This window comes from Streptomyces sp. NBC_00513 (assembly GCF_041431415.1).
Classification (GTDB): domain Bacteria; phylum Actinomycetota; class Actinomycetes; order Streptomycetales; family Streptomycetaceae; genus Streptomyces.
Genome location: NZ_CP107847.1, coordinates 1 through 23,721 on the forward strand (window position 1 = coordinate 1; position 23,721 = coordinate 23,721).

Below are 23,721 nucleotides of genomic sequence, written 5' to 3' on the forward strand. Positions count from 1 at the left end.
GTGGCCGTGGCGATGGGGTCGGGTGGTGCGGGCTAGTGGGAGCTTTAGTGGGGGAGTTGGGGTCCGCTGCGCTCTCCCGCCAGATAGTCCTTCCGGCTGCGCCTCCAGGACCGTTGAAGCCCACTGCGTGGGCTCCGCCAGCCAAGGAGGGCGGGGCGGTCTTTCGATCGCTGGTCCGGGCTTCGGGGCCTGTCAGGGGCCTGCGGTCCACTCCTCGTCCGGGATGAACTCCTCCCACGCGCCCCAGGTCCATCCGCTGTACATCAGCAAGGGGCGACTCAAAACAACGTCTCCGACCCTGACCCTGCGCAGAACGAGACCATACTGCTGCAGTGCCGGGTCTCCCGAGGGAAGCCATGACGCCTTCATGCCGTGCTGTTTCGCGTAGTCGTGGAAGCGTTCCAGTGTGGGTGACCACAGCCCTCCCGCCGGCTCTCCGATCGACTGTCCCACCAGTGAAATTCCGCCGAGGGTGACCTGCGGGCCTGTCAGTGCCGACAAGGCCACCGCCGCGAGGTGACCCGCGGTCGTGTAGTACGCGCTGACACCTTGGCGGGGAAAGTGCTCATGCCCGACTGCACCAAGACGGTCATCGTCGTCCGCAGTCGACCGGCCCAGCGCGGCCGCGACCTCACTTCGGCGCATCCCGAACTCCAGCATCCCCACCGCCACGAGCGGGGTCCAGGACCAGTGGTCACGATCCATGTCCGACTTCACCACAACAGACTCCTCGCTTGTTTATGTCGGTTCCCGAGAGTCACTGCATCAAAATTGATTCAGCATGTACCATTGGCAGAAGAAGGCGACATGCTGCATCGTTTCCACTATTCAATCCAAGTACTCCAATTCATTCGAGGTGGATCGCACTGTCCAGATTCAACAGCATCTTCGATTGAATAGTCGCCGAAGTACACGCAGTCCGGGTAAACCGGCTGCGCCCCGTACCAGCAGCCCAAAATGACCACTCCGAGAGCCAGGGAGGCCAGCAGGTGCTTCCACGTGGGAGGACCGGAGACAGGGCTGATCATGGGCACGAGCATACGGGCCCTCGCCTGGCCCACCCTGTCGGGGCCAGCCTCACGATCAACCACCCGAGAGACCACGCGTCGGCTCGCCGGAAAAGTCTATAGCCTCGCACAAAAATCCTGGAAGGGATGGCCTGGTATGTACGGTGTTCAGCTCAGGGAACACCAAGTCGACCAGAAGTCGGCGTTCCGAAAGTGGGTGGGATTTCCTGCAAGGTCATCTGTACCCTCTCAGGGGGCTCGGGGCACGATCGTCTCCGCTACCGGGTCGGGCAAGACGATCACAGCCGCCGCGTGCGCGCTGGAGTGCTTCCCGGGCGGCCGGATCCTCGTGACCGTGCCGACCCTGGACCTGCTCGCGCAGACCGCCCAAGCGTGGCGCCTGGTGGGCCACACCGCGCCGATGGTCGCGGTGTGCTCGCTGGAGAACGACGCGGTGCTCAACTCGCTGGGGGTGCGCACCACCACCAACCCGATCCAGCTCGCCCTGTGGGCCGCGACCGGCCCGGTCGTCGTGCTCGCCACGTACGCCTCCCTCGTGGACCGTGAGGACATCGACGCAGCCGAGGGCCAGCGGAAGATGCGCGGGCCGCTGGAGGCCGCCCTGGCGGGCGGGGAACGGCTGTACGGGCAGCAGATGGCCCCGTTCGACCTCGCGATCGTGGACGAGGCCCATGGAACCGCCGGCGATCTCGGGCGGCCGTGGGCGGCGATCCACGACAACCAGCGGATCCCGGCCGACTTCCGGCTCTACCTCACCGCCACCCCGCGCATCCTCGCAGCAGCCCGCCCCCAGAAGGGCGCGGACGGCCAGGAGGCGGAGATCGCGTCCATGGCCGACGACCCGGACGGCACCTACGGCGCGTGGCTCGCAGAGCTCGGGCTCTCGGAGGCAATCGAGCGCGAGATCCTTGCGGGCTTCGAGATCGACGTCCTGGAGATCCGCGACCCCTCCCCCATCCTCGGGGAGTCGGAAGAGGCGCGGCGGGGCCGGCGCCTGGCGCTCCTGCAGACCGCACTTTTGGAGCACGCGGCGACGTACAACTTGCGTACGGTCATGACGTTCCACCAGAAGGTGGAGGAGGCCGCCGCGTTCGCGGAGAAGCTGCCCGAGACCGCCGCCGCGCTGTACATGAACGACGCGTCCGACGCCGACCTGGCCGCAGCCAACAGGCTGCCGAAGTCGTCGATCGACGCGGAGTTCTACGAACTCGAGGCCGGCCGCCACGTACCGCCGGACCGCGTGTGGTCGGCGTGGCTGTGCGGCGACCACCTCGTGTCCGAGCGGCGCGAGGTCCTGCGCCAGTTCGCCAACGGCATCGACGCGGCCGGGCGCCGGGTCCACCGCGCTTTCCTCGCGTCCGTTCGCGTACTTGGGGAGGGCGTCGACATCACCGGCGAGCGGGGCGTGGAAGCCGTCTGCTTCGCCGATACCCGCGGCTCGCAGGTCGAGATCGTCCAGAACATCGGCCGCGCCCTGCGGCTCAACCGCGACGGCAGCACGAAGGTCGCCCGCATCATCGTGCCGGTGTTCCTGGCCCCGAACGAGGACCCCACCGACATGGTCGCCAGCGCCAGCTACCGACCCCTCGTAGCGGTCCTCCAAGGCCTCCGCAGCCATGACGAACGACTCGTCGAACAGCTCGCCTCCCGCGCCCTCACCAGCGGCAAGCGCAAAGTCCACGTCCAGCGTGACGAAGACGGGCGGATCACCGGGGCCGGCGGTGAGAGCGACGGCGAGGACCAGGAGGACGGAGTCGACGCCGCTGCTGAGTCGGCCCTGCTCCACTTCTCCAGCCCGCGCGACGCCGCCACCATCGCCGCGTTCCTGCGCACCCGCGTCTACCGGCCCGAGTCGCTGGTGTGGCTGGAGGGCTACCAAGCCCTCATCCGCTGGCGGAAGGAGAACAAGATCACCGGCATCCACGCCGTCCCCTACGACACCGAGGTCGAATTGGGGGTCACCAAGGACTTCCCCCTCGGCCGATGGGTCCACCAACAGCGCAAGGCCCTGCGCGCCGGCGAACTCGAGGAACGGCGCAAGACCCTGCTCGACGCCCCGGAGGCTGGCATGGTGTGGGAGCCCGGCGAGGAAGCGTGGGAGGCCAAGCTCGCCGCCCTGCGGTCGTACCGGCGGGCCACCGGACACCTCGCACCCCGACAGGACGCGATGTGGGGCGAAGGCGAGGCGATGGTGCCCATCGGGCAACACATGGCCAACCTCCGACGCAAGGGCGCAAAGAACGGCCTCGGAAAAAACGAGGACACCGCGACGACCCGGGCGGCGCAGCTCACCGCGATCGACGAGGACTGGGACTGCCCGTGGCCACTGGACTGGCAACGCCACCACCGCGTCCTCGCCGACCTGGTCGACGCCGACGGCATACTGCCCTACATCGCACCCGGCGTCACCTTCGACGGCGACGACATCGGCAAATGGCGGTGGCGGCAGCAAGAACCGGGCACCTGGGCGCAGCTGTCGACCGAGCAGCAGGAACGGCTGACCGCACTGGGCATCCAGGCCCCTGAGGCCCCGTCTCCCGCGCCTGCGGCAGCGCGTACCACGAAGGGTCCGAGCAAGGCGCAGCAGGCATTCCAGCGAGGGCTGACAGCGCTCGCGCAGTGGGTCGAGCGGGAAGGCACAGACCGACCAGTGCCACGCGCGCACGGCGAGGAGATCGCGGTCGAGGGTGAGGCGGAGCCCGTGGTCGTGAAACTCGGCGTATGGATCACCAACACCAAGCAGCGGCGCGGAAAACTCACCGCCGAGCAACTCAACGCACTACGAGAACTCGGCATTGTGTGGGCATGAGACATGAGTGCTGCAGCTTGGGGTTGAGGCGTTCGTGGCGCATGGACGCGGAGGTACCTGCCCGCCACTTGGTTGAGGTCTTTGGTCGTCAGCCCTCTCCGCGGGCTATCAGATGCCAAGGCTCCCAGTTGGACAGTCGCCATTGCCCGGGCCATGGATCGGGGCGCGGGAGGGCGCGGTCGTCTTCCCTGATCCATCTCAGTCCGGCTGTGCTTGTTCGGCCGTCGGGGTGGGTTAGACGGACGGTCACCGTGCACGCTGCGGGCATGTCGTGCCCGACAGCGACGATCTCAAATGATGCGAGGGGAAGGTCCTGGTAGACGCGGCGTACTTCGCTGCGTGCCGCCTTGCCGTGCTTGGTGTGCAGGTCACGGCTGATGAGGTCGCTCAGGGATCCGTAGTTGCTGCGGACCCAGTACGTCAACAAACGCTCGGAGAGGTCGTAGGCGGGGTGAGCGGTAAACGCCTCGCTGTCGGAAAGAAGCTCCTGTGGTGACCACTGTTCGTTGAGGCGGTTGATCTGCGCCTGGTCGATGAGCTGCCCGAAGGTGTCCTTGAGCTGCTTTCCCAGCTCGGACCAAGTAGGGGGCTCGGCAACTTCCTGCTGTTCCTTCTGTGTGGCGCGTGCCCAGTCGGCGACGGCGAACAGCCGGTTCCATGCCTTGGTGGCAACGATGATGTTGTCGTAGTTGAGGATGCTGCCGTGCACGATGCCGTTGCGGTACAGCTCGTAGACCGGTTCTTCCTTCGTATTTGTGCGGCCTTTGGTGAAGGTGCGGTGGGCATGCTGGAGGCCGCGGTGGTGGCCCACGACGCTGTCCCAGGCGTGTAGTTCCTCCGGGGTTCGGGCATGCAGGCCGCGGCGTACGGTCTCGAACTCGTTGACGAACCCGTCCATGACACTCAGCAGGACCTGAACGCAGGAGTAGAAGCGGCCGGCGAAGTAGTCCTCCTGGGCCTTCTCCACCAGGGGCAGGCGGCGGCGCATCGCGGACAGGTCTCGCAGCGGTCCGAGCATGAGGCGGAGGTGTTCGCGGTCGTTGTAGTGGTCGATGAGCATCTTCTCGGCCTGGTCCGGATCCTCGGGCGCTTCGGCGAGGAGGGCGCGCACCGCCGTCAGTGACAAGTGGTCGTGGAAGATCCAGTGCTTGTCGCTGAGCAGTTCGTAGAAGGCGTCGACGGTCCCGGCAAGCTCGTGCATGTCCCGTTCGATCGACTTGATCCGCGCCCTCATGGGCCACGCGAACAGGCGCAGGGCCTTCAGCTGTCGTTCCGATTCCAGGAACGAGGGGAGATCGCGAGCCGAGGCGTAGGACATGGGTTGGATTGTACGAAGTAGCACTGACAACGCCGCCAGGATTCCGACCGCCCCCATGCCCGCCCCCTCAGAGCGCCGTCGGCCCCAGCATCGCTGGCCAAGCCGCTCCACAAAAGCGACGCTCCGGGCCCGTGCCAGCCCATTCAACTGGCCTTCTCCCAAGTCCACTGCCTCGCTGCTCGCGAAGCAGCAGAATCGGAATGTCGACGCAACCTGCGATACGGGAGGGAGAGATACTCATGGGGGTGAAGAACGTGAGCGGTGAAGGGGAGGTGGTAGCCGTCGGCTCGCCCCGGTTCGCTCTCCACGCTCTGGGATGGCGAGCTTTCAGGACTTGTGCGTAACCGTGCTGCGCGGGGTGTGGGGACAGCCGACGCAGGCATTTGCCGACTCCAACGACGGGGGTCGGGACGGCGCGCCTTCTACGGCGTCTGGCAGCCGCCGAACGATCCTGACGAGACGCATGACAATTCGCTTGGCCGCACATTCGGCACGCAGAAGACCTTGGAAAAAGTTAGGAATTCCTGGAAGCAAATCATACCCTGCAGCTACATACGTTCCTCATTCGACCCAGCCAGTACGCCGCAAAACCTCGTCTGGACTTTCCAAGGCAGAGGCAATCCACCACAGATCCTGAGTTCATCGCCATGAGCGCAGGCTATCGGACCGAGGTTCCGGCGCTCCAGCCGACACCACGCGAAGCCAGCGTCTCCCACCTGCGAACTGATCTCGCACCCCAAATATCCAAAACAGGGGGCACCGCTCATTTCACGGGTCGACTTTCATCGCGTTGATCGAATCAGAATGTGCTGGGGAGGATTCCTACACAATCAACCTCCCCAGCACACCATGGCTACTTCTTCCGCTTCCGCTTTCCCTTCAACGGCTCACAGTAGTCATTACTCCCGGAAAAGTAGACACACATCTCCTGGTCTTCATACAGGATCGCAGGGACAGCCTGAAGGCAGCCCATTGGAGTCAATTTCGGCTGCGGCACCTCGGGAGGCTTCGGGCAAACGTAATTCTTATTGATGACAAAATCAAGCTTCTCGCCCTTGGGCCCGTTCTCCGCCATCTCCCACGCCAGCTTGACCTCGGCATGATGAGCCGTACCGACGTACTCCAAGAATTCGGGGAAGTCGTCCGAGGCTTCCAAGAAGTCGCTGATCTTCTGGGAGTTGGGCGATAGTCCACTCACGATGGGGCGCTGCCAGACACGCTCTCCATCGCGGAACGCAAAGCCGGAGGTGGCGTGCCCACGCGGCGAAGGCCCGAGTTCATCCAGCGCTTTGAGGACCCAGGCGGGACACACACCGTCGGTGTTATGGACGAGGACATCGACGGAGCCGGTGTTGACGTAGTAACTGTGGAGGTCATCGACGGTCAGGTCGTAGGCGGGCTGTAGGCCGGTCCAGCGATGAGTGTCGTTGACCTCGACGGTGGTACCGACCGGCGTGCGCAGGGCGTCACCGGCGCGCAGGTCGCGTGCGTCGATCCAGCGCTTTCGGTTCTCGACCCAGTAAGGGTGGCCCGCCGTAGAGGTTATGGAGGAGCCGTCGGTGAGGGTGACGTCGGTGAAGTTGCGGTCGTCGGGAGTGCGGATGGTGCGAGTGACCGCACGGGGCCCGGTTTCCCCGGTAGTGGGGTCGGTGGCAGTGATCCGGTCACCGACTCGGATCTCCTCGATGGGCACGGATGTGCCCGCGGCCGTGAGGACCCGCGTGCCGGCGGGGAAGCTGTGTGCTGCGTTCGAGGTGAGGCATTGGACCGCGCGCCTGGTGACACGCATGTTCTTCAGGGCTTCGACGGCGTCATCGAGTTTGCCGGCGAGTTTGCCGACGAGTTTGATTTTGCCCCAGGGCGTGACTCCCGCGGCGGCGACGGTGCATCCGAAGAGGGTGGGTTCCTTGATGCAGGCCTTGATGTCGTTGAGGCCGGTGACTTCCCAGATGATGTTCCGCAGGACGGGTGCGACTTCCCCAACCGAGATCTCGGAGTTCTCAAAATCCTGGAGGCAGGGGATCAATGGAATCATGGATTCGCGGCTGGCGAACGGCCGGCAGATCCGTTTGGGCTTTGCCTTCTGCTGCTGCTGCTGCTTGCGTTCCGCCTCTGCCTGGCGGAGCGCCTCGGCCATCTCCTTCTCGACGAGGTCGCGGACAGCCGTCCAGGCGTCCTTGGCCATGGTCTCGGCTTCGTCGCGGCTTTTGCCGGCGGCGAGGGCGGACTTGTGTGCCTGCTCGGCGGAGTCGTTGGCCTGCTTGGCCGATTGCCGGGCGTAGGAGGCTGAGTCATCGGCTTGGGCGGCGGAGTTCTCGGCGTCGGATGCGTCTTGGTTGGCTCGGTCGGCGGCGTTGCGGGCTGTGGCTGCCGAGTTGTGGGCGGCGGCGGCGCTGTTGGCGGCCTTGTTCGCGGAGGCTGTGGCGTCGTTGGCTGCGGTCTGTGCCTGGCGTGCTGACTCTGCGGCCTGCCCGGCGGCCTTTTGGGCGTCGGCTGTTGCCTGGACGGCCTTGGCGGCGGCTTCGGCTGCGAGCCAGCGGTTCTTCTGGGCTTTGGCGACGATGACGTCGCCTTCGTTCAGAAGCCGGTTGATCTGGTCGACGTGGTGGGTGGCCAGGTCGTCCTTGAGGTGGGCTGTGTGCTGGCCGGTGGCGATGAAGTCGTGGAGGCTCGCGGGCGATCCCGCGAGGGCGATTTTGGCGGCGGCTTTTGCTTCCTCGCCGCCGATGTTGGTCAGCTGGGCCGCGGCGACCCGCTCGTCCGCCATACGGGCCGCGTACTGGCCCGCCTGGAGGAAGACGGCGAGGGCCTTTCCGCTGCCGTTGGTGAGGGCTTTTTGGGCGGCTTCCTTGACGTGTGTTCCGCCGGTGTTGGTGTAGCGGGCCACCTCCACCCGCATCTCGGTGTACCCGGCGGTGAAGCGGCCTTCGTTCAGGAACGCTTCGACTTGTTCGGGGGTGCCCTTCAGTGCCTCTGTGGCGGCGGTGCGGACGGAGGGGTGGGGGCTTTGTGTGCTGAGGTTGGCGACGCGCTGACGGGCGTCGCTGTGGTTGGCTTCCTTCCAGCGGGTGCGCAGGTAGTCCAGGACGTCTTGGTCGGTTCCGGACAGGGCGCGTGCGGCGGCGTCCTGGTGCCAGGGCCCGAGGAGCTTCATCGCCTGCATGGCGAGCTGGCGGCCCTTGGTGGCCGTCGCCTTGACGTCGACGTCGGGTCGCGCGGCTTCTGTGGCCAGGGAGGTCGCGGTGTCGTTGAGGGACAGGGCCTGGACCTGGAGGGAGGCGGATGCGGAGACCTGGGCTTCGCTTTCCGCTTTCAGGCTCATGGCGCGTTCGATCGCCGCCTGAGTGCGGGTCTCCAGGGCGCCGGCTTCGATTTCTCTGGCCAGGCTCGCGACTTCCTTGGCCTTGGTCACGGCTGCGGCCGCGGTGTCGGCGGCGTTCTTGGCGGCTTCCGCGTTCTTCTGTGCCTGGGCGCTGTAGGTCGCGGCTACGCCGGCGTGTTCAGCGGCGTCGTCGGCGTAGTCGGCTGCCTTGTTGGCGTGGGCGGCGGCGGAGTTCGCGGCGTCGCGTGCGCCGTATGCGGCGTCGGCGGCGCGGCGGGCGAAGCCGGCGGAGCGGTTGGCGGCGGCGTTGGCCGCGTTGGCGTGGCGGCGGGCTTCGATGGCTGCCTGGCGCGCTTCCGTAGAGTGGGCGCCCGCCGCGTCGGCGTAGTCGTTGGCTTGTTCGGCGGCTGCGGCGGCGGCCAGAGCGTTGGCTGAGGCTCCCTTGGCCGCGTCGGAGGCCAGGGCGGCCGCGGCGGAGGCGCGACCGGCGTTCTGGGCCGCCACGGCGGACTGGGTGGCGAACTGGGCTGCTGCGCGGGCGCCGGCGGCGGCCGTCCTTGCGGCGTCCGCCTTGGAGGCGTCGCCGGCCGCGGCCACGGCCGCGTTGTGGGCCGTGTTCGCGGCGTCGGCTGCCGCGGCCGCGGCGGAGGCGGTCTGGGCGGCGGCGAGCGCGGCTCTGCGGGCGGCGCGGTTGGCGGCGTTGGCGGAGCCGATGGCTTCCTGGGCCGCCTGGGCGGCGGCGCGGGCGGCTTCGGCTGCCTGGGCCGCCTTGACCGCGGCCCGCTTGGCGTCGTTCTTCGCCGCTTGCGTCTCCGCGGCGGCCTTCGTGGCCGCTTCCTTGGCCAGGTTCGATGCCTGTACGGCCTTGTTGGACGCTTCCTCAGCCTGTTTCGTGGCGTCCTCGGCCTGCTTGCCGGCCGCTTGTGCCTGCGCGGTCAGCTCCGCGATGGTCGCGTGCTCCTGGTCGCGGTTGCGGGCGGTGAACTGACCGACCTCCAGGAACTCGACGATGTCCTCGGGCGTGCCCTGCAACGCCGCCCGTGCCGCGGCCTGGACGTTCGGGCCGCCGGTGCTGGTCATACGGGCCACTTCGACCCGGTTGTCCGTCTCCTGGGCGGTGTACTGGTCCTGTTGCAGGAACGTCTCGCGGTCGGCGTAGCTGCCCTTGAGAGCGGCCTCGCCAGCCTGACGCACGCGAGGTCCGCCGATTTGCACCAGGCGGGCGATGTCGACCCTGCGGTCGGCATCCTGCGGCTGCTCGAGACCCTTCAGGAGGAAGTCCCGCAACTCGGCAGGCGTCTTATGCAACGCCGCCACCGCCGCCTCGCGCACGCGCGGCCCACCGGTCATCGCCAGCCGTGCGGTCTCCACACGGTTGTCGGCGTGCTCGATCCCCTCGGCCTCGTCGAGGAACTTGCGGACCGCATCGTCGCCGCCGAGCAGCGCCTGCTCGGCGGCTTCCTTGAGGCCGCGGCCGCCGGTCTGCCAGTAGCCGACCACGTATGGCCGTGCCTGTTGAGGCGTCAGCCCCGGCTCCTCGGCGGCGACAGCCGCAGGCGTCGTGCCGAGCAGCCCCGTCAGCAGGCCGGCCGAAAGTATTACGCGCAGTGTGCGGCGACGGGCCGTGAATGTTCTCAACGCATCCGGTACAGATTTCCGGAAGAGCGAATTCCGATTGATGGCGCACCCCCCTCATCGTTGAATAGGAAGACAGCCCTGGGCAGGTCTGAACCGCGCGGCGGTCGATTCACATGCGGAAGGAACCCCTGCCCGCAACAGGTCAGGTTGCAGGCGGATTAGCGGTCTCATCCCAGGACGGAAGTGATGATCGTACAGGCCTCGAACTGCCGCTTTGCACCCATACCCGTGTGCTCGTTTGTGCACTTCAGGTGCCGTTTGGGTCAGTTCGGCCCGTAGATACACGCGGTAACCCGAAGCCATTCCTCGCGTAACGATGGCCCGCGGTTGCGGCGGCCCGGATCTCCGACTTGAATAATCAGATCGAGCCTTGAGATCCGAATCACAGACGCGCCGGCGAATCGAAGATCACAGGTGTGGTTGAATTTGCTTCAATCCACTGGGGCACCCCTATGTTCCATTCCCATTTCGAAGGGCCTCTTATGCCGACAGCTCGTACCCGCAAGTTCTTCATGTTCGGCCTGGCGGCAGCCTGTGCCGGAACCCTCGGCACGGCTCCGACCGTCTCGGCCGCCCCGGCGCCTGCGGTCAGTGCGGCGACTCCTGGCGAGATGCCGTACGCCATCGACAACTTCGCCTACCCGAACGCGGCGAAGATCAAGGCAGAGACGACTCACCTCGTCCTCAAGCGAGGCAATGGCCGGCTCGTCTACACGGCCTGCACGGGCTCGGAGGACCTGAAGATCGAAAGCACCGAGGGGCAGATGTTCTACTGCTTCGACGTCAAGGCCAAGCCGGCCTTCGTTCAGTTGGAGCTGCCCTCCGCCTACGGCATCTGGACCAAGACCGACCCGGTCAAGGTCACCATTAAGGCCGACGACAAGACCAGCCTTCTCGACGCACCCGCCAACCGCTTCACGGGTTACGGCGAGGCCGGCAGTGCGGGCGGAGCCGTCTCCACTCTCATCGAACTCCGCGTCAACTAACCCTTCCGCCTCCAGAAACTCCCGGCGCACCGCACCGCACCGCACCGCATCGCTCGCGCCGGCGTCGCCGGAAGCCCAGGATGGAACCGGCACTTCCTTCAAGGGCCGCGCTCCCGCCGTCGAGACCGCCATTCCTGCCGCGCATCGCGGTCGTCACCGCCGCTCCGCCTCCGGCGTCGAGGGCATTGCTTCCGAGACCCACGGCCGGCAGCCCGGCAAATCACCTGCCACTGACACTTCTGCACGCCGCAGCCCCAGCACTCCGGAGCCCACCGCACCCGCAGGGCTCCGCTTTCGAAGAGGAACCATGTCCCATACCCGCTCGCGCCCGACGCGGTTTGCCGCTCTCGCCGTCGCCGGAGTCTCCGCCTCCCTCCTCCTGGCCGGCACCGCAGCCGCGCTCGTCGGAGGGTCTGTCGCCGCCGGCGAGCACTCCTACACCGCGCGGCTCACCATCGGCCCCGAGGACACCGCAAGATCCTGCACGGCCACCCTGATCGATCAGAGCTGGGTCGTCACCGCCGCCAGCTGCTTCGCCGCCACACCCGGCGACACCGTTCCCGCGGGCAAGCCCCAACAGAGCGCCACCGTCACCTTCAACAGCGGTCAGGTGGCGACGATCACCGACCTCAAACCGCGCGCCGGCCGCGACCTGGTCCTGGGCCGACTGGACAAACCCATCACGGCCATCACCCCGGCCAACCTCGCCACCACCGCCCCCACCGCGGACAGCGAGGTCTCCTCCGCCGGCTACGGATACACCCAGACCCTGTGGGGACTGGGCGTCAACAAGCCCAACAAGGCCGCCTTCAAAGTGACCGCGGTCAACACCGCGACCGTGGACATCGTCGGCAAGAGCGCGAACGACGCCATCTGCAAGGGCGACACCGGAGCCCCGATCCTCAACGCCGCCGGCGACGTCGTCGCCGTCGCCAGCCGCTCCTGGCAAGGAGGCTGCATCGGCGAGAGTGAGACCCGCACCAACGCCATCACCGCGCGAACCGACGATGTCGCCGGATGGATCCAACAGATCCGCCTGGCCACCATCCTTCCCGACGTGACGCAGGTGATGACCACCGCCGACCTCAACAAGGACGGCCGCTCCGACATCGTCGCGGTCACCGGAAACGGGAACCTCCACGCCGCCTACGGCCTCCCCGACGGCACGTTCGCCTACGGCCGACCCCTGTGGAATCTCGACGGCAGCTGGAAGTCCGTGGCCGAGATCATCGGTGGCGATTTCAACGGCGACGGCAACATGGACATCGCGGCCGTTTGGGGTACGGGCACCCTTCAACTCTACGTGGGCAAGACCGACGGCACCCTGGCCGCCGACAAGAAGATGTGGCCTGGCAACACCAACTGGCAGGACATGCTCCAGCTGGCCCGCTTCAAGGTCGACAACTCCGGCCGCGACGGACTCCTGGCCATCTGGAACACCGGCGAAATGTACGCCTACAACACCGGCACGAACGGCCTCCTCAACGAGCAGAAGCGCCAGATGTGGCCCGACAAGTCATGGAAGACCATGAAGCTCCTGACCACGGGCGACCTCAACACCGACACCCGCGACGACATCGTCGCCGTCACCCCCGGCGGCTCCCTCATGCGCTACGACCAAAACGCCCAAGGCGGCCTCAACAGCGGTGTCAACATCTGGCCCAACAACAGCTGGGCCGTCAACAACGCCAAAATCTTCGCCGGTGACTACGACGGCGACAAGAAGGTCGACCTCCTCAGCCACTGGACCACCGAACTCCGCTTCTACAAGGGCGACGGCACCGGCCTCTTCACAACCGGCATCAAGATCTGGCCGATGAACCCCTAACCACCCCGAGACTGCCAACCCTGGCCGCCCAGCCGCTGCCAGAACCCCACCACATCGGCTGGGCCCCGGCCTGCCACACTCCGGAGCCCAGCCGCCACACCCATGCAGCCGCTCGACCGGCATCACACAAACCTTTGGCGTACGGGGCGATCAAAGCCGACAACCGCTCGCAGGGGCACGAGCGACCGTGGGCGGGAGTCGGGGGCGCGCGCGTTCACGCCTCTCTGTGTCTGGATCCGGCGAGGTGCAGTGTCGTTTCGTCGGTGAACCTGTCGCCTCGGCCGGGTGAACCGGGCTCCCGGGGTGTTCCTGATGCCGCCTCGGCCGGTACAACCAGCCTCATGATGATCATGAAGTGGGCCGCGACCGCAGCCGCCGCGGCGCTCGCCCTGTCCCTCCCCGCCACCACCGCCCACGCCGCCGAACAGCGGCCGACCGCCGCTCCGCAGATCGTGCCGATCGGCGTCGCGGTGTCCGCGCTCCAGCTCGCAATCGAGGATCGGACCGGATACCAGCGCACCTCCTTCAAGCACTGGAACGCGGGCGCGAACCCGTCGGACGGCTGCAACACCAGGTTGGAGGTGCTAATCGCGGAGGCAGTCGAGGCCCCCGAGATCGGCCCCGGTTGCACGCTGACGGGTGGGGTGTGGTGGTCGTACTACGACGAACGGCCCGTGACCCCGGCCGGGGCGCTGGACATCGACCACATGGTCCCGTTGGCCGAGGCCTGGGACAGCGGAGCCTCCGCGTGGACGGCGGCGCGCCGGGAGGCGTATGCGAACGACCTCGGTCAGGAGACGTCGCTGGTGGCGGTGACGGCCCGTTCGAACCGTCAGAAGTCCGACCAGGATCCGGCGGAGTGGCTGCCGCCGTCCGCGGACGCGCTGTGCCGCTACGGCGCGGAGTGGACCGCGACCAAGCTCCGCTGGGGCCTGGCCGTCGACGAACTGGAGCGCGACCGGCTGCTCGACATCGCGGCCGGATGCGGCGGCACCGAGGTGGAGGTCACCCCCGCCCCGTGAGCAGACCGGCAGGGTTGAGGGCCGTCGCCCCGCACGGGCGGCGGCCCTGCGTCGTCTGCCCGTGCACGGGATCCGGCGCACGAGGTACTGCCGCGGGGAACCGGACCCGGCCCGCCGGGTACGCACGAAGTGATCTGCCCTGCCGGTCAGCCGTGGGCGTGCCAGCCTCCGAAGCGGGCCAGCAGGCCGCGGGTGGCGTCCATCGACAGGCCGAGATCAGCGGCCACCGTCTGCGGGTCCTGGTCGCGGGCGTCGTGGGCCGGCCAGTGCGCGGTGCGCTGTGCGATGAGTTCCAGGGTGCGGGCGGCTTTGAGGGCGGCGGTCGGTGAGTCCTGGGCGAGTTTCTCGATCTCGGCGGTCACGGTCTGGAAGAGGGCTTCCAACTCGGCGGGGAGGGGAATCGTGGTGCCCGCGACGGCGCGGATGTGGGCGTCCCAGTCCTCCTCGCACCGCTCCGCGGTGCGCAGTCCGCTCTCGTGGAACGGGAGGTCGCCCACTGTCGTCCAGTCGACAGTGTGCCGGGTTCCGGTCCAGCCGCAGGAACACTCCGCCCGCAGCAGGTGTGCCTTCGGGCGCGGAAGGTAGGTGCCGGCGCCGTCGTAGACGCTCCAGTGACGCACCTCCCAGCCCGAGCTGCCCGACGCCGAATCAAAGTAGACCGGCTTCGGGACCGACCCGTCATCCAGGAGCACACCCACCCGACCCTCGTGCGACCGGCCGTACTCATCCGACGTCCACGTCTCGTCCGTCTCCACAGACACCTCCAACACCGTTCAGGGCTGCGGTTCCGCGACCCCGGGACGACAATCTCGCATCCGAGGGTGCACCCGGGACCGGAATCGGCGAGTTCACTCCGGACCACGATGACGCCCCGGCGAGAAGCGGAGCGGTACACCGCCGCCGCCGGCTCTGCACCGGGCCGGCGGCCGATCAGCGGTGACGTCCAGGGACGTGTCGCCCGGCGTGCCACGCAACCGGGCCCTCGGCATCGGCCGCACCGGGAGCGTGGAACGACCTGCCGCTCTTGGCGACCGACCCGGGACATGGGTGTGTGCCGGGCGGCTGTCGGGCTGCCCGGCACACGCTCACTGCGGTTTCGACTGCCGACCGTTCACGGGCGGCCGGCCGTAGTCGCGGTTAGCGGCGGCGGCCCCAGGACTCGGTGTCGACGGTGCGGTTACGGTCGTCGCGCAGGGTGGCGGTGTCGGCGCGGTTGTCCCAGACGTGGTCGCGCTTGCCCTGGAACAGGTCGGTGCGGGTGTCGCGGCCGGATCCGGTGTGGATCCGGATGGTGGCGCGGCCGCCGATGCGGGTGTCGTTGAAGCGGTACCGGTTGCCGTCGGAGTCCCGCAGCGTCCAGCCGCGCAGGTTGACCGGCTGGCGGGTGGTGTTGCGGATCTCGACCCACTCGCCGTTCAGGGAACGATTGGAGCGGTCGTCACGCCCGGGAGCGTCGGCCTGGACCCGGGAGATCTCCACCCGCGGGTGCCGGTCATGACCCCGGTCCGCCGCGGTGGCGGGGAGTGCGGCGGCGGAGACGATGGCGCCGGCGGCGAGGACGGTCGCGGCGACACGACGGGCGGTCGACGAAGCAGACATCTGGTGGCCCCTCAAGAACTGTGCTGCACCCGCCGATACGAGTCACGTAGCGGTGCGGGTGCCCGGCCCGTTGGTGGGCCGAGGACCCAAACTCTCGACCCGACACGGGGCCGGCCACAGCCCCCGACGAGGCCGGTTACCGACCCCGGACATTCCCGTCACACACACCTGCGCACTACACGCAGCCCGCATGAGCGTGGCCCTGACATTCACTGACCGCTACACCCACCCGGGCCGCGCACGACACAGTCGATCAATCCGCCCGGAGCGCACCACCAGGCGCACTGACCCGTCCGTCACCCAACCGGAGCAGCAAATTCCGTAACAGTCGTTCCGCACGATTCTTCGCACGGACGCACGGAAACCGCAGCTCAGAACGAATCTGCCCGACCGTCCCGGCGACCACCGACTCGGCGCTCAGCCGGCCCGATACACGCGGGGATGCGCGGCTCGACCAGTGAGCGATCTCCGAAGCCGACAGGCCCTGCGCCACGACCGGGACGGCACTGAACGTCATCACGCCCGCGGTGACGGCCCATAGCCAAAACGTCGGCCGGTGGCCGGCCCCGGCGCCGAAACCGGGAACGAGAACGGCCGAGCGTCGAGCAGCGCAAGCGCCTGGCCGACCTCGACATCGACTGGGCGCGCCAATGGGAAATATCAGTCCCTAAAGTCCCTGACAAAAACGGATGATTGATGACCAATCACCCTGATATTCGGCAGTCAGGGGGAGAGCGTCACCGCTGGTGTCCGGCGCCCACGCGAGGACCGGGCGCGGCCCTCGGCGAGCACCGGCCCTGGATCAGAGGGTGTCACCGCCCCAGATCCACGGCCCGAACGGATCATCCTCACGGGGGCCGTAATCCGCCCTGCCACCCGGCCCGTACATCCCCAGTGGCGCGATCAACAGAGCACCCGTGAAGAGCTCTTCGGGCATCCGGTCCGTGACGTCGAACAACTGACCGTCGAGGGGCCCACCGAGCAGTTCCCGGTAGGTGCGTTGCGGGCGTGGGCCGGGGTTCGGGTCGTCGTGGTCCGTGCCGTACACCCGGCGCCCCACAGCATCGTCGTGGTCCATGGCCCCCACCCTCCCCTGGCCGACGCGCCCTGTGGGGCGACACACCATGTCCGGCAAAGCCGATGCGGCTCGCGCCCGGCGACCAGGGAAGGACGTCACGGCGCCCAATAGGCTCGCCGCACCCGCGCCGACATGGGTGCGCCGGGCAGGGCCGTGCATGGACAGGCTCACCCCCTCGAAGATGCGGTACACCGGCCCGAACACAGCCCCGGCAGCCCTCACGGACCGCCGGGGCCTTCCGCCGCCCACCCGTGCGCCGCACCGGCTCGCTACGCGGCGTCGATCGCCAGCCGGCGCCGGACAGCACGGACCGGCGGGCCGGAGTCGGAGGGCTTAGACACGGGCCGGCGGGCGACCCTCAGACCCGGCTGCGGCCACTCGTACAGCCTGGACACGACCGACGTCGAGCCGTCCAGATAGTCCAGATACTCAACGACTCCGAAGAGTCCGACGCGGACTGGGAACCCGACTTCGAGACGTACTGAAGGCTCAGGCGGACGTTTCTCCGCTGCCCCACCCGTCGAGGAACTCGGACAATGCGCAGCGCTGCTGTGCCTCGCGGGCGCTCTGCTGCGCGAGGACGTCGCGGTCGATGTACGGGGCGACGGCGGCGAGGACCAGGCGCCGGAGCTCGTCCGGCCCCAACGCCTCCACCTCCCACCAGATAACTCAGGGTGTCCCATGACGGGGTGGCTGCGGGCCGCCTCCGCGAATTCCATGCCGCACTTCGGCCAGCACCTTGGCCAGCCGGCCGCAACGGGTCCGCGCCCCGGCCTATGTCCCTTCTTGGCTGGCAGCTCTCTTGCGTCTGAGCGGTGGCCTGCCCGACCGTTTGGGAATCTGTTGTGCAGCTCGGGGGGAGTATGGGCTTGGGGAACAACCGGGTGCGACTCAGTGGTGGTGCGGCCTGGCAGACGGATTTCCGTCGCCGGACCACAGGCCAGGCCCCCAGGACCGCGATGGAGATCGCCACGGTCCGCCGCACGCTGAACCACACACTGACCGAACTGAAGCGGGCCATCGACCGGTACGCCGTCGCGGTCGCCGCCGATCTATACGCTCTGGCGTGGCAGCAGGCGGCCGGAGCTCCACCGAGCGAGACCCGCGAGCAGCGGGCCCAGCTGAAAGATCTCAAGGAAGTCCTGGGCTCCCGCCGGTGGCAGGAGGAAGAGCGCCGCCAAGCAGCCGCGGCTCCGCTGAAGTCCGTGCCGCCCCAGCCCAAGCAACCCGTCGCCGCCCCGCTACGGGTGCGACCGGACATCGGCCCGGCCGGCGAATCCGTCGTCCGGTCGTCGGGCCGGAAGGTCACGCCGCCTGCGGCACCACGGCGTTCCACCGCACCGCCTCGGCCTCCTGTCCCGGTATCGGTGCCCACACCGGTTCCGGCCCCGGACCTAACGCCGGTCGTGAAGGTTCGCACGCCCCGCAGGGAACAGCCGGCGCTCCTGGAAACCGGGCAGCTGTGGGAGTTCGCGACCGAGCTGAGGCCCCTGCTGGAGCAGACCGCCCGGGCCGGCTCCACCACTACCTGGCCCCAGGTCCACAAGCGCCTGCCGGGCCTGCCCCGTCTCCACGCCGACGACCAGTGCGTCCTCTTGTGGCTGGTCGACGAAGACGGCCGCAAGGGAGAACCTCTCCTGTCCGCGCTCGTCACCGTCGAAGACCGGCAGATGCACCCCCGGTTCCCAGCCGTGGCCGAACAGCTCGGCTGGAAGCCCCCGTACGGCGCCCGCCCGCACACCGCGTGGAGCTACGAGGTCCTCAAAGTCCACCAGCACTGGCGCCACCGACGCTGAACCCCGCAGGGCCCCCGGCTCTGGGCAAGCCCGTCGTGCGGCCGGGCTTGCCCAGGGTCGCCTTGGGCTTGCCCAGTCGTTCAGGCTTGCCCGGCGGCCGGCTCCCACAGCGGGCGGGCACGGCCGGTGCCGTCGCAGTGGAAGCACCGGCCGCCCCCGGGCGTGCCGCGGGCCCCGATGGTGCCGACGGCCTCGCGCAGGAGCCGGGTGAGGCCGTCGACGTGGGCCGGGTGCAGGGCGAGTTCGTGCCGGGTGCCCACCACGACTTCCAGCGTCTCCCCGGGCAGGGCGTGCCTGTCGTCCGTATCCAGGGCGGGCACCAAATCCCCTACCAGGTCATGCAGGTCGGCCATGGTCTCTCCGCCCGCCAGCTCCACCCGCGTCCTCCAGAGGAGTTCCGACCGGGTGAGAGACAGCAACACCTCCGGCCTCAGGAAGGGAAGAAAGCGGTCGGGCGCTTCGGGGTGGGTCGCGTGAAGTCGGGTCAGTGCGCGCCACATGGCGCTGGGATCGTGGACCTCAAGTCCGGCGGGGTTCTCCTGCTTGGCTTCGCTCATGAAACTGGTCTACGGCCGACGAGGTGGTGTCGGCCGGCTTCGGGGCGCCGCGTCCCGGACGGTGCTCCGCGGACTTCAGGAGCCGTCCCGCCCTGCGGCCCGGACGCTGGGCAAGCCCTCCGCGTGAAGGCTTGCCCAGCGGATCCCGTGACCGATCGGCGGGCCGGGCGTGACCGATCCGTCTCCCGGAATCGGTCAATCAGCACGTCAGCGCCGTGACCGGCCCATGCAACTCCCGCCGAGGCGGTGACCGGTCACCCGTGCCCTGTGCCACCGGACCTGGACCGATTGCCGCCGAAGTTGGACCGAGCTCCTTTCGTGACAGCGAAGATGGACCGCCGCAGGTCAAGGCCGATCTGCTGCCGTCGCGAGAGAGCGTGGGCGGCGGTGGTCATCACCAGCGAGGACGAATCCAGCGGTCGCTGAGGGAGCGACCAGAGTGCCAGGCGACAGCTTCGGCGGAGGCTCTTGCAGCGCGCTGACCTGCGGCGGTCCATCTTCGCTGTCACAAACCGGCATTGGTCCAACTTCGGTGACAATCAGTCCATGATCGCTGTCACAGGACAACCCGCCATCGGTGAGGTGCACCCCGCCGGGAATCCCGGGATGGCCATGACCGATGCCGCCCGGACAGCCGGGGTGGGCAAGCCGGTGTTCGGGGCGGCTTGCCCAGGCTCCCCTTGGGCTTGCCCAGCGCCGGTCACCGGGCGGCGGGCTCGGGGTAGCGCCGGCGGCGACGGTCCGGGTCGTCGACGCCGGTCTCGTACCAGGGCTCGCCCCGTTTCAACCGGGGCATGGGTTCACCCACACCGCGACCGTGATGCCCCGGGCGTCGGCGGTGAGCGCCCGGCTGCGGTTGCCGAGCTCGTCACCACAGCCAGGCGTTCGAGTGCCGCATCCGGGACAGGGCGCGGGCGTCGCGGCGGGCTGCGGCGCTGCCGATACGGTTCTGCCGGGGCCGCGGCCGACGCGACTGGGCACCGTAGAACCGTCGGACACCGGCCGCCTTGAGCCGCTTGTGCTGCTTGGCCAACTGCTCCTTCTTCGCCTTGATGGTCTTCGGCTTCCGGGGCCGCTTCCAGACCGGCTGCCAGTCCGTCGGCGGCGCGTACGCCTCGGCGCGCTTCTGGGCGGCCTCCTTCAGCCGGGCAGCGACGGCTTCGATCCTCGGGTCCGCGGGCGGCGTGCTGGTCATGCGATTCCTCCGGTGGGTGTGGTCCGGCCCGGCGCGGGCTGGACAGGCTGCTGGGCGCTCGGCGGCGGAGCCGCCGCAGACTTGGAAGAGGGGCGAGGGGCGGCGGCTCGTTCCCGGATGCCGGCCTGGAGGCGGGCGGCCATCTCGGCGGCGGCGGCCTCCAGCGTCCGGCTGGTCTGCTCCGCCGCGGCGACGTCCGTCATCGGCTCCATATCCTGGCCGGTCCTCCGCCCGGCGCGGGGGCTCAGGGTGGCCGGCACGCTGACGTTGCGCGGCCGGGGCCGGAAGTTCAGCCGGTCCGCGCGGCGAAGCGCGTGGACGCGGGCGGTCAGTGCGGCAGCGGCAAGACGGGCTCGCTCGTACGGGGAGGCGGACCTCTTCCGGGTCAGCGCGCGCAGCACGGCCTGGTCCCCGATGTCATGCGGGTACAGGTCGCGCAGGTCGGCGGTCATCATCCGCCGGCTGGCCGGGCGGGTGTAGCCGTCGATGGCCGCCTGGACCATCTCCTCGTCCAGGCCGGGCCGGTGGGGGCGGCCGCGCAGGACGTAGGAGAGGTGGCGGCGGGCTTCGGCGAGGAGGTGGTGGTGCTTGAACCCGCCGCGCATCACGGACACCACGGCGGCGACGTTGACGGCCGCCAGGGCGACGTCGACGACCGGGCGTACCCGGGCCCATATCGCCGCGGCCGCTGCTCGGGCGCGCGCCAGCAGCCCAGCGACGACGTCAGCTCCGTATGCCTGGGTCGCCGAGTCCCGCCAGGCCGCGCGCAGCTCGGACAGCGACCGTAGTTCTGTGCGCTTGGGTGAGCGGGTCTGGTCGGCGGCCTGGCAGGCGAGTACGTAGGCGGCCCGCTCCCCCGGCGGGTGCCCTTGCCGGGCCTCGTACTCGGCCACCAGGACGGGGAGCGCGTCCTCGATCTGTTGGCGGCGGGTGGACTGCCAGCCGATGAGTCGCTGGTCGATCCCGGCGATCTCCATGACGGGGCGGCGACCCGGGGTCACCTCGCGCGGCTCCCACGCCCACCCGAGCCGGGCCGAGACCTCCTCCATGAAGTGGAGGGTGTAGAGGGTGTCGGCCGCGACGATGTGCGTCATCAGTGCGGCGGCGGTCTGGTTGCCCCACGTGCCGTCCGGGCGACGGGCACGGATCGACACCACGGCGTGGTCGTGAAGCAGGGGCCGCGAATCGACGGCGCGGGACTCGTAGTGCCGGAAGACCGCGACGATCAGACCGTCGCGGACACGGGCGCGCCTCGTGCCGGCGCTCTTCCAGCGGATCTCCGCGACCGCTTCCTCCAGCCACGCCAGCGTCTTGTCCCGGGCGATGTCCTGGCACAGCTCCAGCACCCGGCGGGTCTCGTCGTCCATGAGGGCCCACGCGATGTGCACCGTCGACGGCGCCCGGAACACCAAGTCCATGCCCAGCCAGGCCGTCCGCTTCTTGGCCTGGTCGGTCTCGGGCGACTGATTGTGCTCGATGGGCCTGCCCAGCACGGTCGCCCGCCGGGCCTTCGCCGGGGTGTCCCCCGCCGCCAGGCGCTCGCGTTCGATCCGGTCGGCGTCCGGGTGCCGGCCCTCGCCGAGGAGGAGTTCGGCCTGCCGCTCGGTCACCACGTCCCCGGCCGACAGGCCGACCGCGGCCAGGCCCCGGCCCTTCCACACACCGGGCGGAACACCGGCCTCCTCCTGCGCGGCGCGCAGCGACGTGCCCGCAGGGCGCCGACCGTCGCCGACCATCACGCCGCGGAACAGGTACCGCACCCCGTCTCCCGGACGGAGGTCACCTTTGCTGATCACCCGGTCATGGAAACCCGCTCATGACCTCCGCAGAAGCACGGGCCGGGGGTCGTCCCGCCGGGCGGGAAGCCGTCACCAACTCTTTACCCCCAGCGCCCGCCAGGCGGGCCGCCGCGGCAGACCGAGACGGTAGCCCGCGCGCGTATGCACAGTCCGCCGCACGAATCACGAACTGCTCCACGAAGACCCCTGCCCGCTGTGCCACCGACCGCTCCGGATCGAGTACGGCCGCGCCCGCCCCTCCGCCCAACAGAGCCACCCGGCCTGCACCTGGATCACCGTGCGGCGATGTGCCGGCTGCGAGGCAGTACGCGCCCAAGAGCGCGATGCGCACCCGCTACGAGAACTGACGGCAGCCGTGCGAATGCTGCGCCCCACCCACGGAATCCCACTCCAACCCAATCGAGCGTCATGGAACGCACACCAGCACACGACAGCCCCCACCACCCGCAACCGCTGAACAGACCACGTCACCGACGCCCTTCACCACGAACAGCCACCCCCGCCCCCGGCCACCGGCCGGGGGCTTCGTGCTTCATGGAGGAGAACGCCGTGCCCACGTACGAGTCCCTGCCCCGCTTCACCGCCGACCTCGACCGCCTCACACCCGAACAGCACCGCCGATTCCGCCGAGCCGTCACCGCATTCGTCGACGACCTGCGCACCGGAAGCCGCATCCGCGCCGGCCTCCGCGTGAAGAACATCAGCGGATTCCCCGGCATCTACGAACTCACCTGGTCCATGGGCACTGGACCCGCAGGACGCGCCACCTGGCAGTACGGAGCCACGCTCCGTCCAGGCACGCCCCACGTCATCTGGCGCCGCATCGGCACCCACGACATCCTCACCGGCCCCTGACCCGACGGGCTCACGGCTACTTCCACGCGTGAAACTGACTAGACCTCCAGACCGGAGCGGCTGAAGCGCGAATCCCGCTCGGCAGCGTGCCGACGGGGATGTCAGGTCGTGCGGGTGGGCCATCGTGTCGCCCCCGGACAACTCCACCCGGGCGCCCCGTACAGGTCTCCGCCGTTCTCCTCCAGGGGTGCCGCCCGTCGACAACCCGGAGCTCGCACTCATCCTCGCGAGCGTCCCGGACGGATACACCGTCACCCGCACATGACCGGCGCAATCCTCGGCTCGCCCAGCGCTCAGGCCGGGCTCCCGCCCACCGGGTCAACCCGTCGAGGAAGAGACCGTGCCCAGACCAATCTGCCGCCGCAGCCTCCCTAGCGAGACCCCCGGCCGACCGGACTCCTGGTCGGCCCGCCCGCACACGAAAGTGGCCCCGGTACACCCTCACGGATGCGCCGGGGCCCAGTTCGGTCCGGTCGTACTGCCCCAGAGCGCTCTGGGCACCGGTCCTGACCCGCGCACCCATGTCGGCGCGGACTGGAGAGGACTCTAGCCCGCGCCTCCGGACAGGGGCAGAGGTGAGGCGGGCCTCGGCCAGGAGGTGATGGTTCTTGAACGCGTCACGCCTCACGTACACCGCGGCGACGACTTCGACAGCCGTCAAGACGACGTCGACCACCGGCCGCACCCGCGTCCACAACTCCGCGGCCGCGGCCCGCGCCAGCGACCGCCGACCCTCGCCGGCCGTCGCGCAGCTCGGACAGCGACCGCAGCTCGTTGCGCTTGGGCGGCGTGTCTGTTCGGCGGCCTGGCGGCAGGTCAGCGTGGCTGCGTAGGTTTCAAGCGGGTTCTGGCACACATTCCGGGAGGACGATCAGCGAGTGACCGGACCTC

The 23,721-nt window shown here is 68.9% G+C and carries 16 protein-coding genes; 6 read left to right on the plus strand and 10 right to left on the minus strand.

What is annotated here, in order from left to right; genetic code table 11:
- Window positions 1–192: 192 nt before the first annotated feature.
- Window positions 193–720: a hypothetical protein gene (locus OHA84_RS38130; protein WP_371591277.1), complete on the minus strand. Its 528-nt coding sequence runs from the start codon at window positions 718–720 to the stop codon at window positions 193–195.
- 444 nt (window positions 721–1,164) lie between these two features.
- On the opposite strand from OHA84_RS38130, the gene OHA84_RS38135 reads away from it, so the two are divergent.
- On the plus strand, window positions 1,165–3,837 hold the full coding sequence (locus OHA84_RS38135) for a Helicase associated domain protein (RefSeq protein WP_332881075.1): 2,673 nt from the start codon (window positions 1,165–1,167) through the stop codon (window positions 3,835–3,837).
- An 88-nt stretch (window positions 3,838–3,925) separates the two neighbouring features.
- Here OHA84_RS38135 and OHA84_RS38140 read toward each other — a convergent pair whose 3' ends face one another.
- Both OHA84_RS38140 and OHA84_RS38145 read right to left on the minus strand, forming a co-directional pair.
- Window positions 3,926–5,155, minus strand: coding sequence for a hypothetical protein (locus OHA84_RS38140; protein WP_266976867.1), 1,230 nt, complete (start codon window positions 5,153–5,155; stop codon window positions 3,926–3,928).
- Between the two features lie 853 nt (window positions 5,156–6,008).
- A complete protein-coding gene (locus OHA84_RS38145) occupies window positions 6,009–10,115 on the minus strand; it encodes a polymorphic toxin-type HINT domain-containing protein (protein ID WP_266976869.1) in 4,107 nt (1,368 codons plus the stop codon).
- A 482-nt stretch (window positions 10,116–10,597) separates the two neighbouring features.
- Here OHA84_RS38145 and OHA84_RS38150 point away from each other — a divergent pair, with 482 nt between their 5' ends.
- The 3 genes from OHA84_RS38150 (at window position 10,598) to OHA84_RS38160 (ending at window position 13,951) form a co-directional block, all read left to right on the plus strand.
- On the plus strand, window positions 10,598–11,101 hold the full coding sequence (locus OHA84_RS38150) for a hypothetical protein (RefSeq protein ID WP_266976871.1): 504 nt from the start codon (window positions 10,598–10,600) through the stop codon (window positions 11,099–11,101).
- Window positions 11,102–11,408: 307 nt separating this feature from the next.
- Window positions 11,409–12,929 carry a trypsin-like serine protease gene (locus tag OHA84_RS38155; RefSeq protein ID WP_266976873.1) on the plus strand — a complete coding sequence of 507 codons (1,521 nt, stop codon included), beginning with the start codon at window positions 11,409–11,411 and terminating at the stop codon, window positions 12,927–12,929.
- Between the two features lie 344 nt (window positions 12,930–13,273).
- Window positions 13,274–13,951: an HNH endonuclease family protein gene (locus tag OHA84_RS38160; protein WP_371591568.1), complete on the plus strand. Its 678-nt coding sequence runs from the start codon at window positions 13,274–13,276 to the stop codon at window positions 13,949–13,951.
- Between the two features lie 146 nt (window positions 13,952–14,097).
- On the opposite strand, the gene OHA84_RS38165 is transcribed toward OHA84_RS38160, so the two are convergent.
- The 4 genes from OHA84_RS38165 to OHA84_RS38180 all read right to left on the minus strand — a co-directional run bounded on the left by OHA84_RS38165 (window position 14,098) and on the right by OHA84_RS38180 (window position 17,273).
- Complete coding sequence (locus OHA84_RS38165; RefSeq protein WP_266976877.1) at window positions 14,098–14,712, minus strand: hypothetical protein; 615 nt, start codon at window positions 14,710–14,712, stop codon at window positions 14,098–14,100.
- Window positions 14,713–15,088: 376 nt separating this feature from the next.
- Complete coding sequence (locus OHA84_RS38170) at window positions 15,089–15,550, minus strand: lamin tail domain-containing protein (protein ID WP_266976879.1); 462 nt, start codon at window positions 15,548–15,550, stop codon at window positions 15,089–15,091.
- Window positions 15,551–16,352: 802 nt separating this feature from the next.
- Window positions 16,353–16,628 (minus strand): hypothetical protein, encoded by a 276-nt coding sequence (locus OHA84_RS38175; protein ID WP_266976881.1) that lies wholly within the window; start codon window positions 16,626–16,628, stop codon window positions 16,353–16,355.
- Between the two features lie 489 nt (window positions 16,629–17,117).
- Window positions 17,118–17,273, minus strand: a complete 156-nt coding sequence (locus OHA84_RS38180; protein ID WP_266976883.1) for a hypothetical protein — start codon at window positions 17,271–17,273, stop codon at window positions 17,118–17,120.
- Between the two features lie 314 nt (window positions 17,274–17,587).
- On the opposite strand from OHA84_RS38180, the gene OHA84_RS38185 reads away from it, so the two are divergent.
- On the plus strand, window positions 17,588–18,424 hold the full coding sequence (locus OHA84_RS38185; RefSeq protein WP_266976885.1) for a hypothetical protein: 837 nt from the start codon (window positions 17,588–17,590) through the stop codon (window positions 18,422–18,424).
- Window positions 18,425–18,504: 80 nt separating this feature from the next.
- On the opposite strand, the gene OHA84_RS38190 is transcribed toward OHA84_RS38185, so the two are convergent.
- From OHA84_RS38190 to mobF, 3 genes are all read right to left on the minus strand, one after another.
- On the minus strand, window positions 18,505–18,981 hold the full coding sequence (locus OHA84_RS38190; RefSeq protein WP_266976887.1) for a hypothetical protein: 477 nt from the start codon (window positions 18,979–18,981) through the stop codon (window positions 18,505–18,507).
- 868 nt (window positions 18,982–19,849) lie between these two features.
- Window positions 19,850–20,176 (minus strand): hypothetical protein, encoded by a 327-nt coding sequence (locus tag OHA84_RS38195; protein ID WP_266976889.1) that lies wholly within the window; start codon window positions 20,174–20,176, stop codon window positions 19,850–19,852.
- Window positions 20,173–21,912 (minus strand): MobF family relaxase, encoded by a 1,740-nt coding sequence (gene mobF / locus OHA84_RS38200; RefSeq protein WP_266977058.1) that lies wholly within the window; start codon window positions 21,910–21,912, stop codon window positions 20,173–20,175. Before mobF ends, OHA84_RS38195 begins: the two co-directional genes overlap by 4 nt.
- A 612-nt stretch (window positions 21,913–22,524) precedes the next feature.
- Here mobF and OHA84_RS38205 point away from each other — a divergent pair.
- A complete protein-coding gene (locus OHA84_RS38205; protein ID WP_266976891.1) occupies window positions 22,525–22,830 on the plus strand; it encodes a hypothetical protein in 306 nt (101 codons plus the stop codon).
- The last annotated feature ends 891 nt before the right edge of the window (window positions 22,831–23,721 follow it).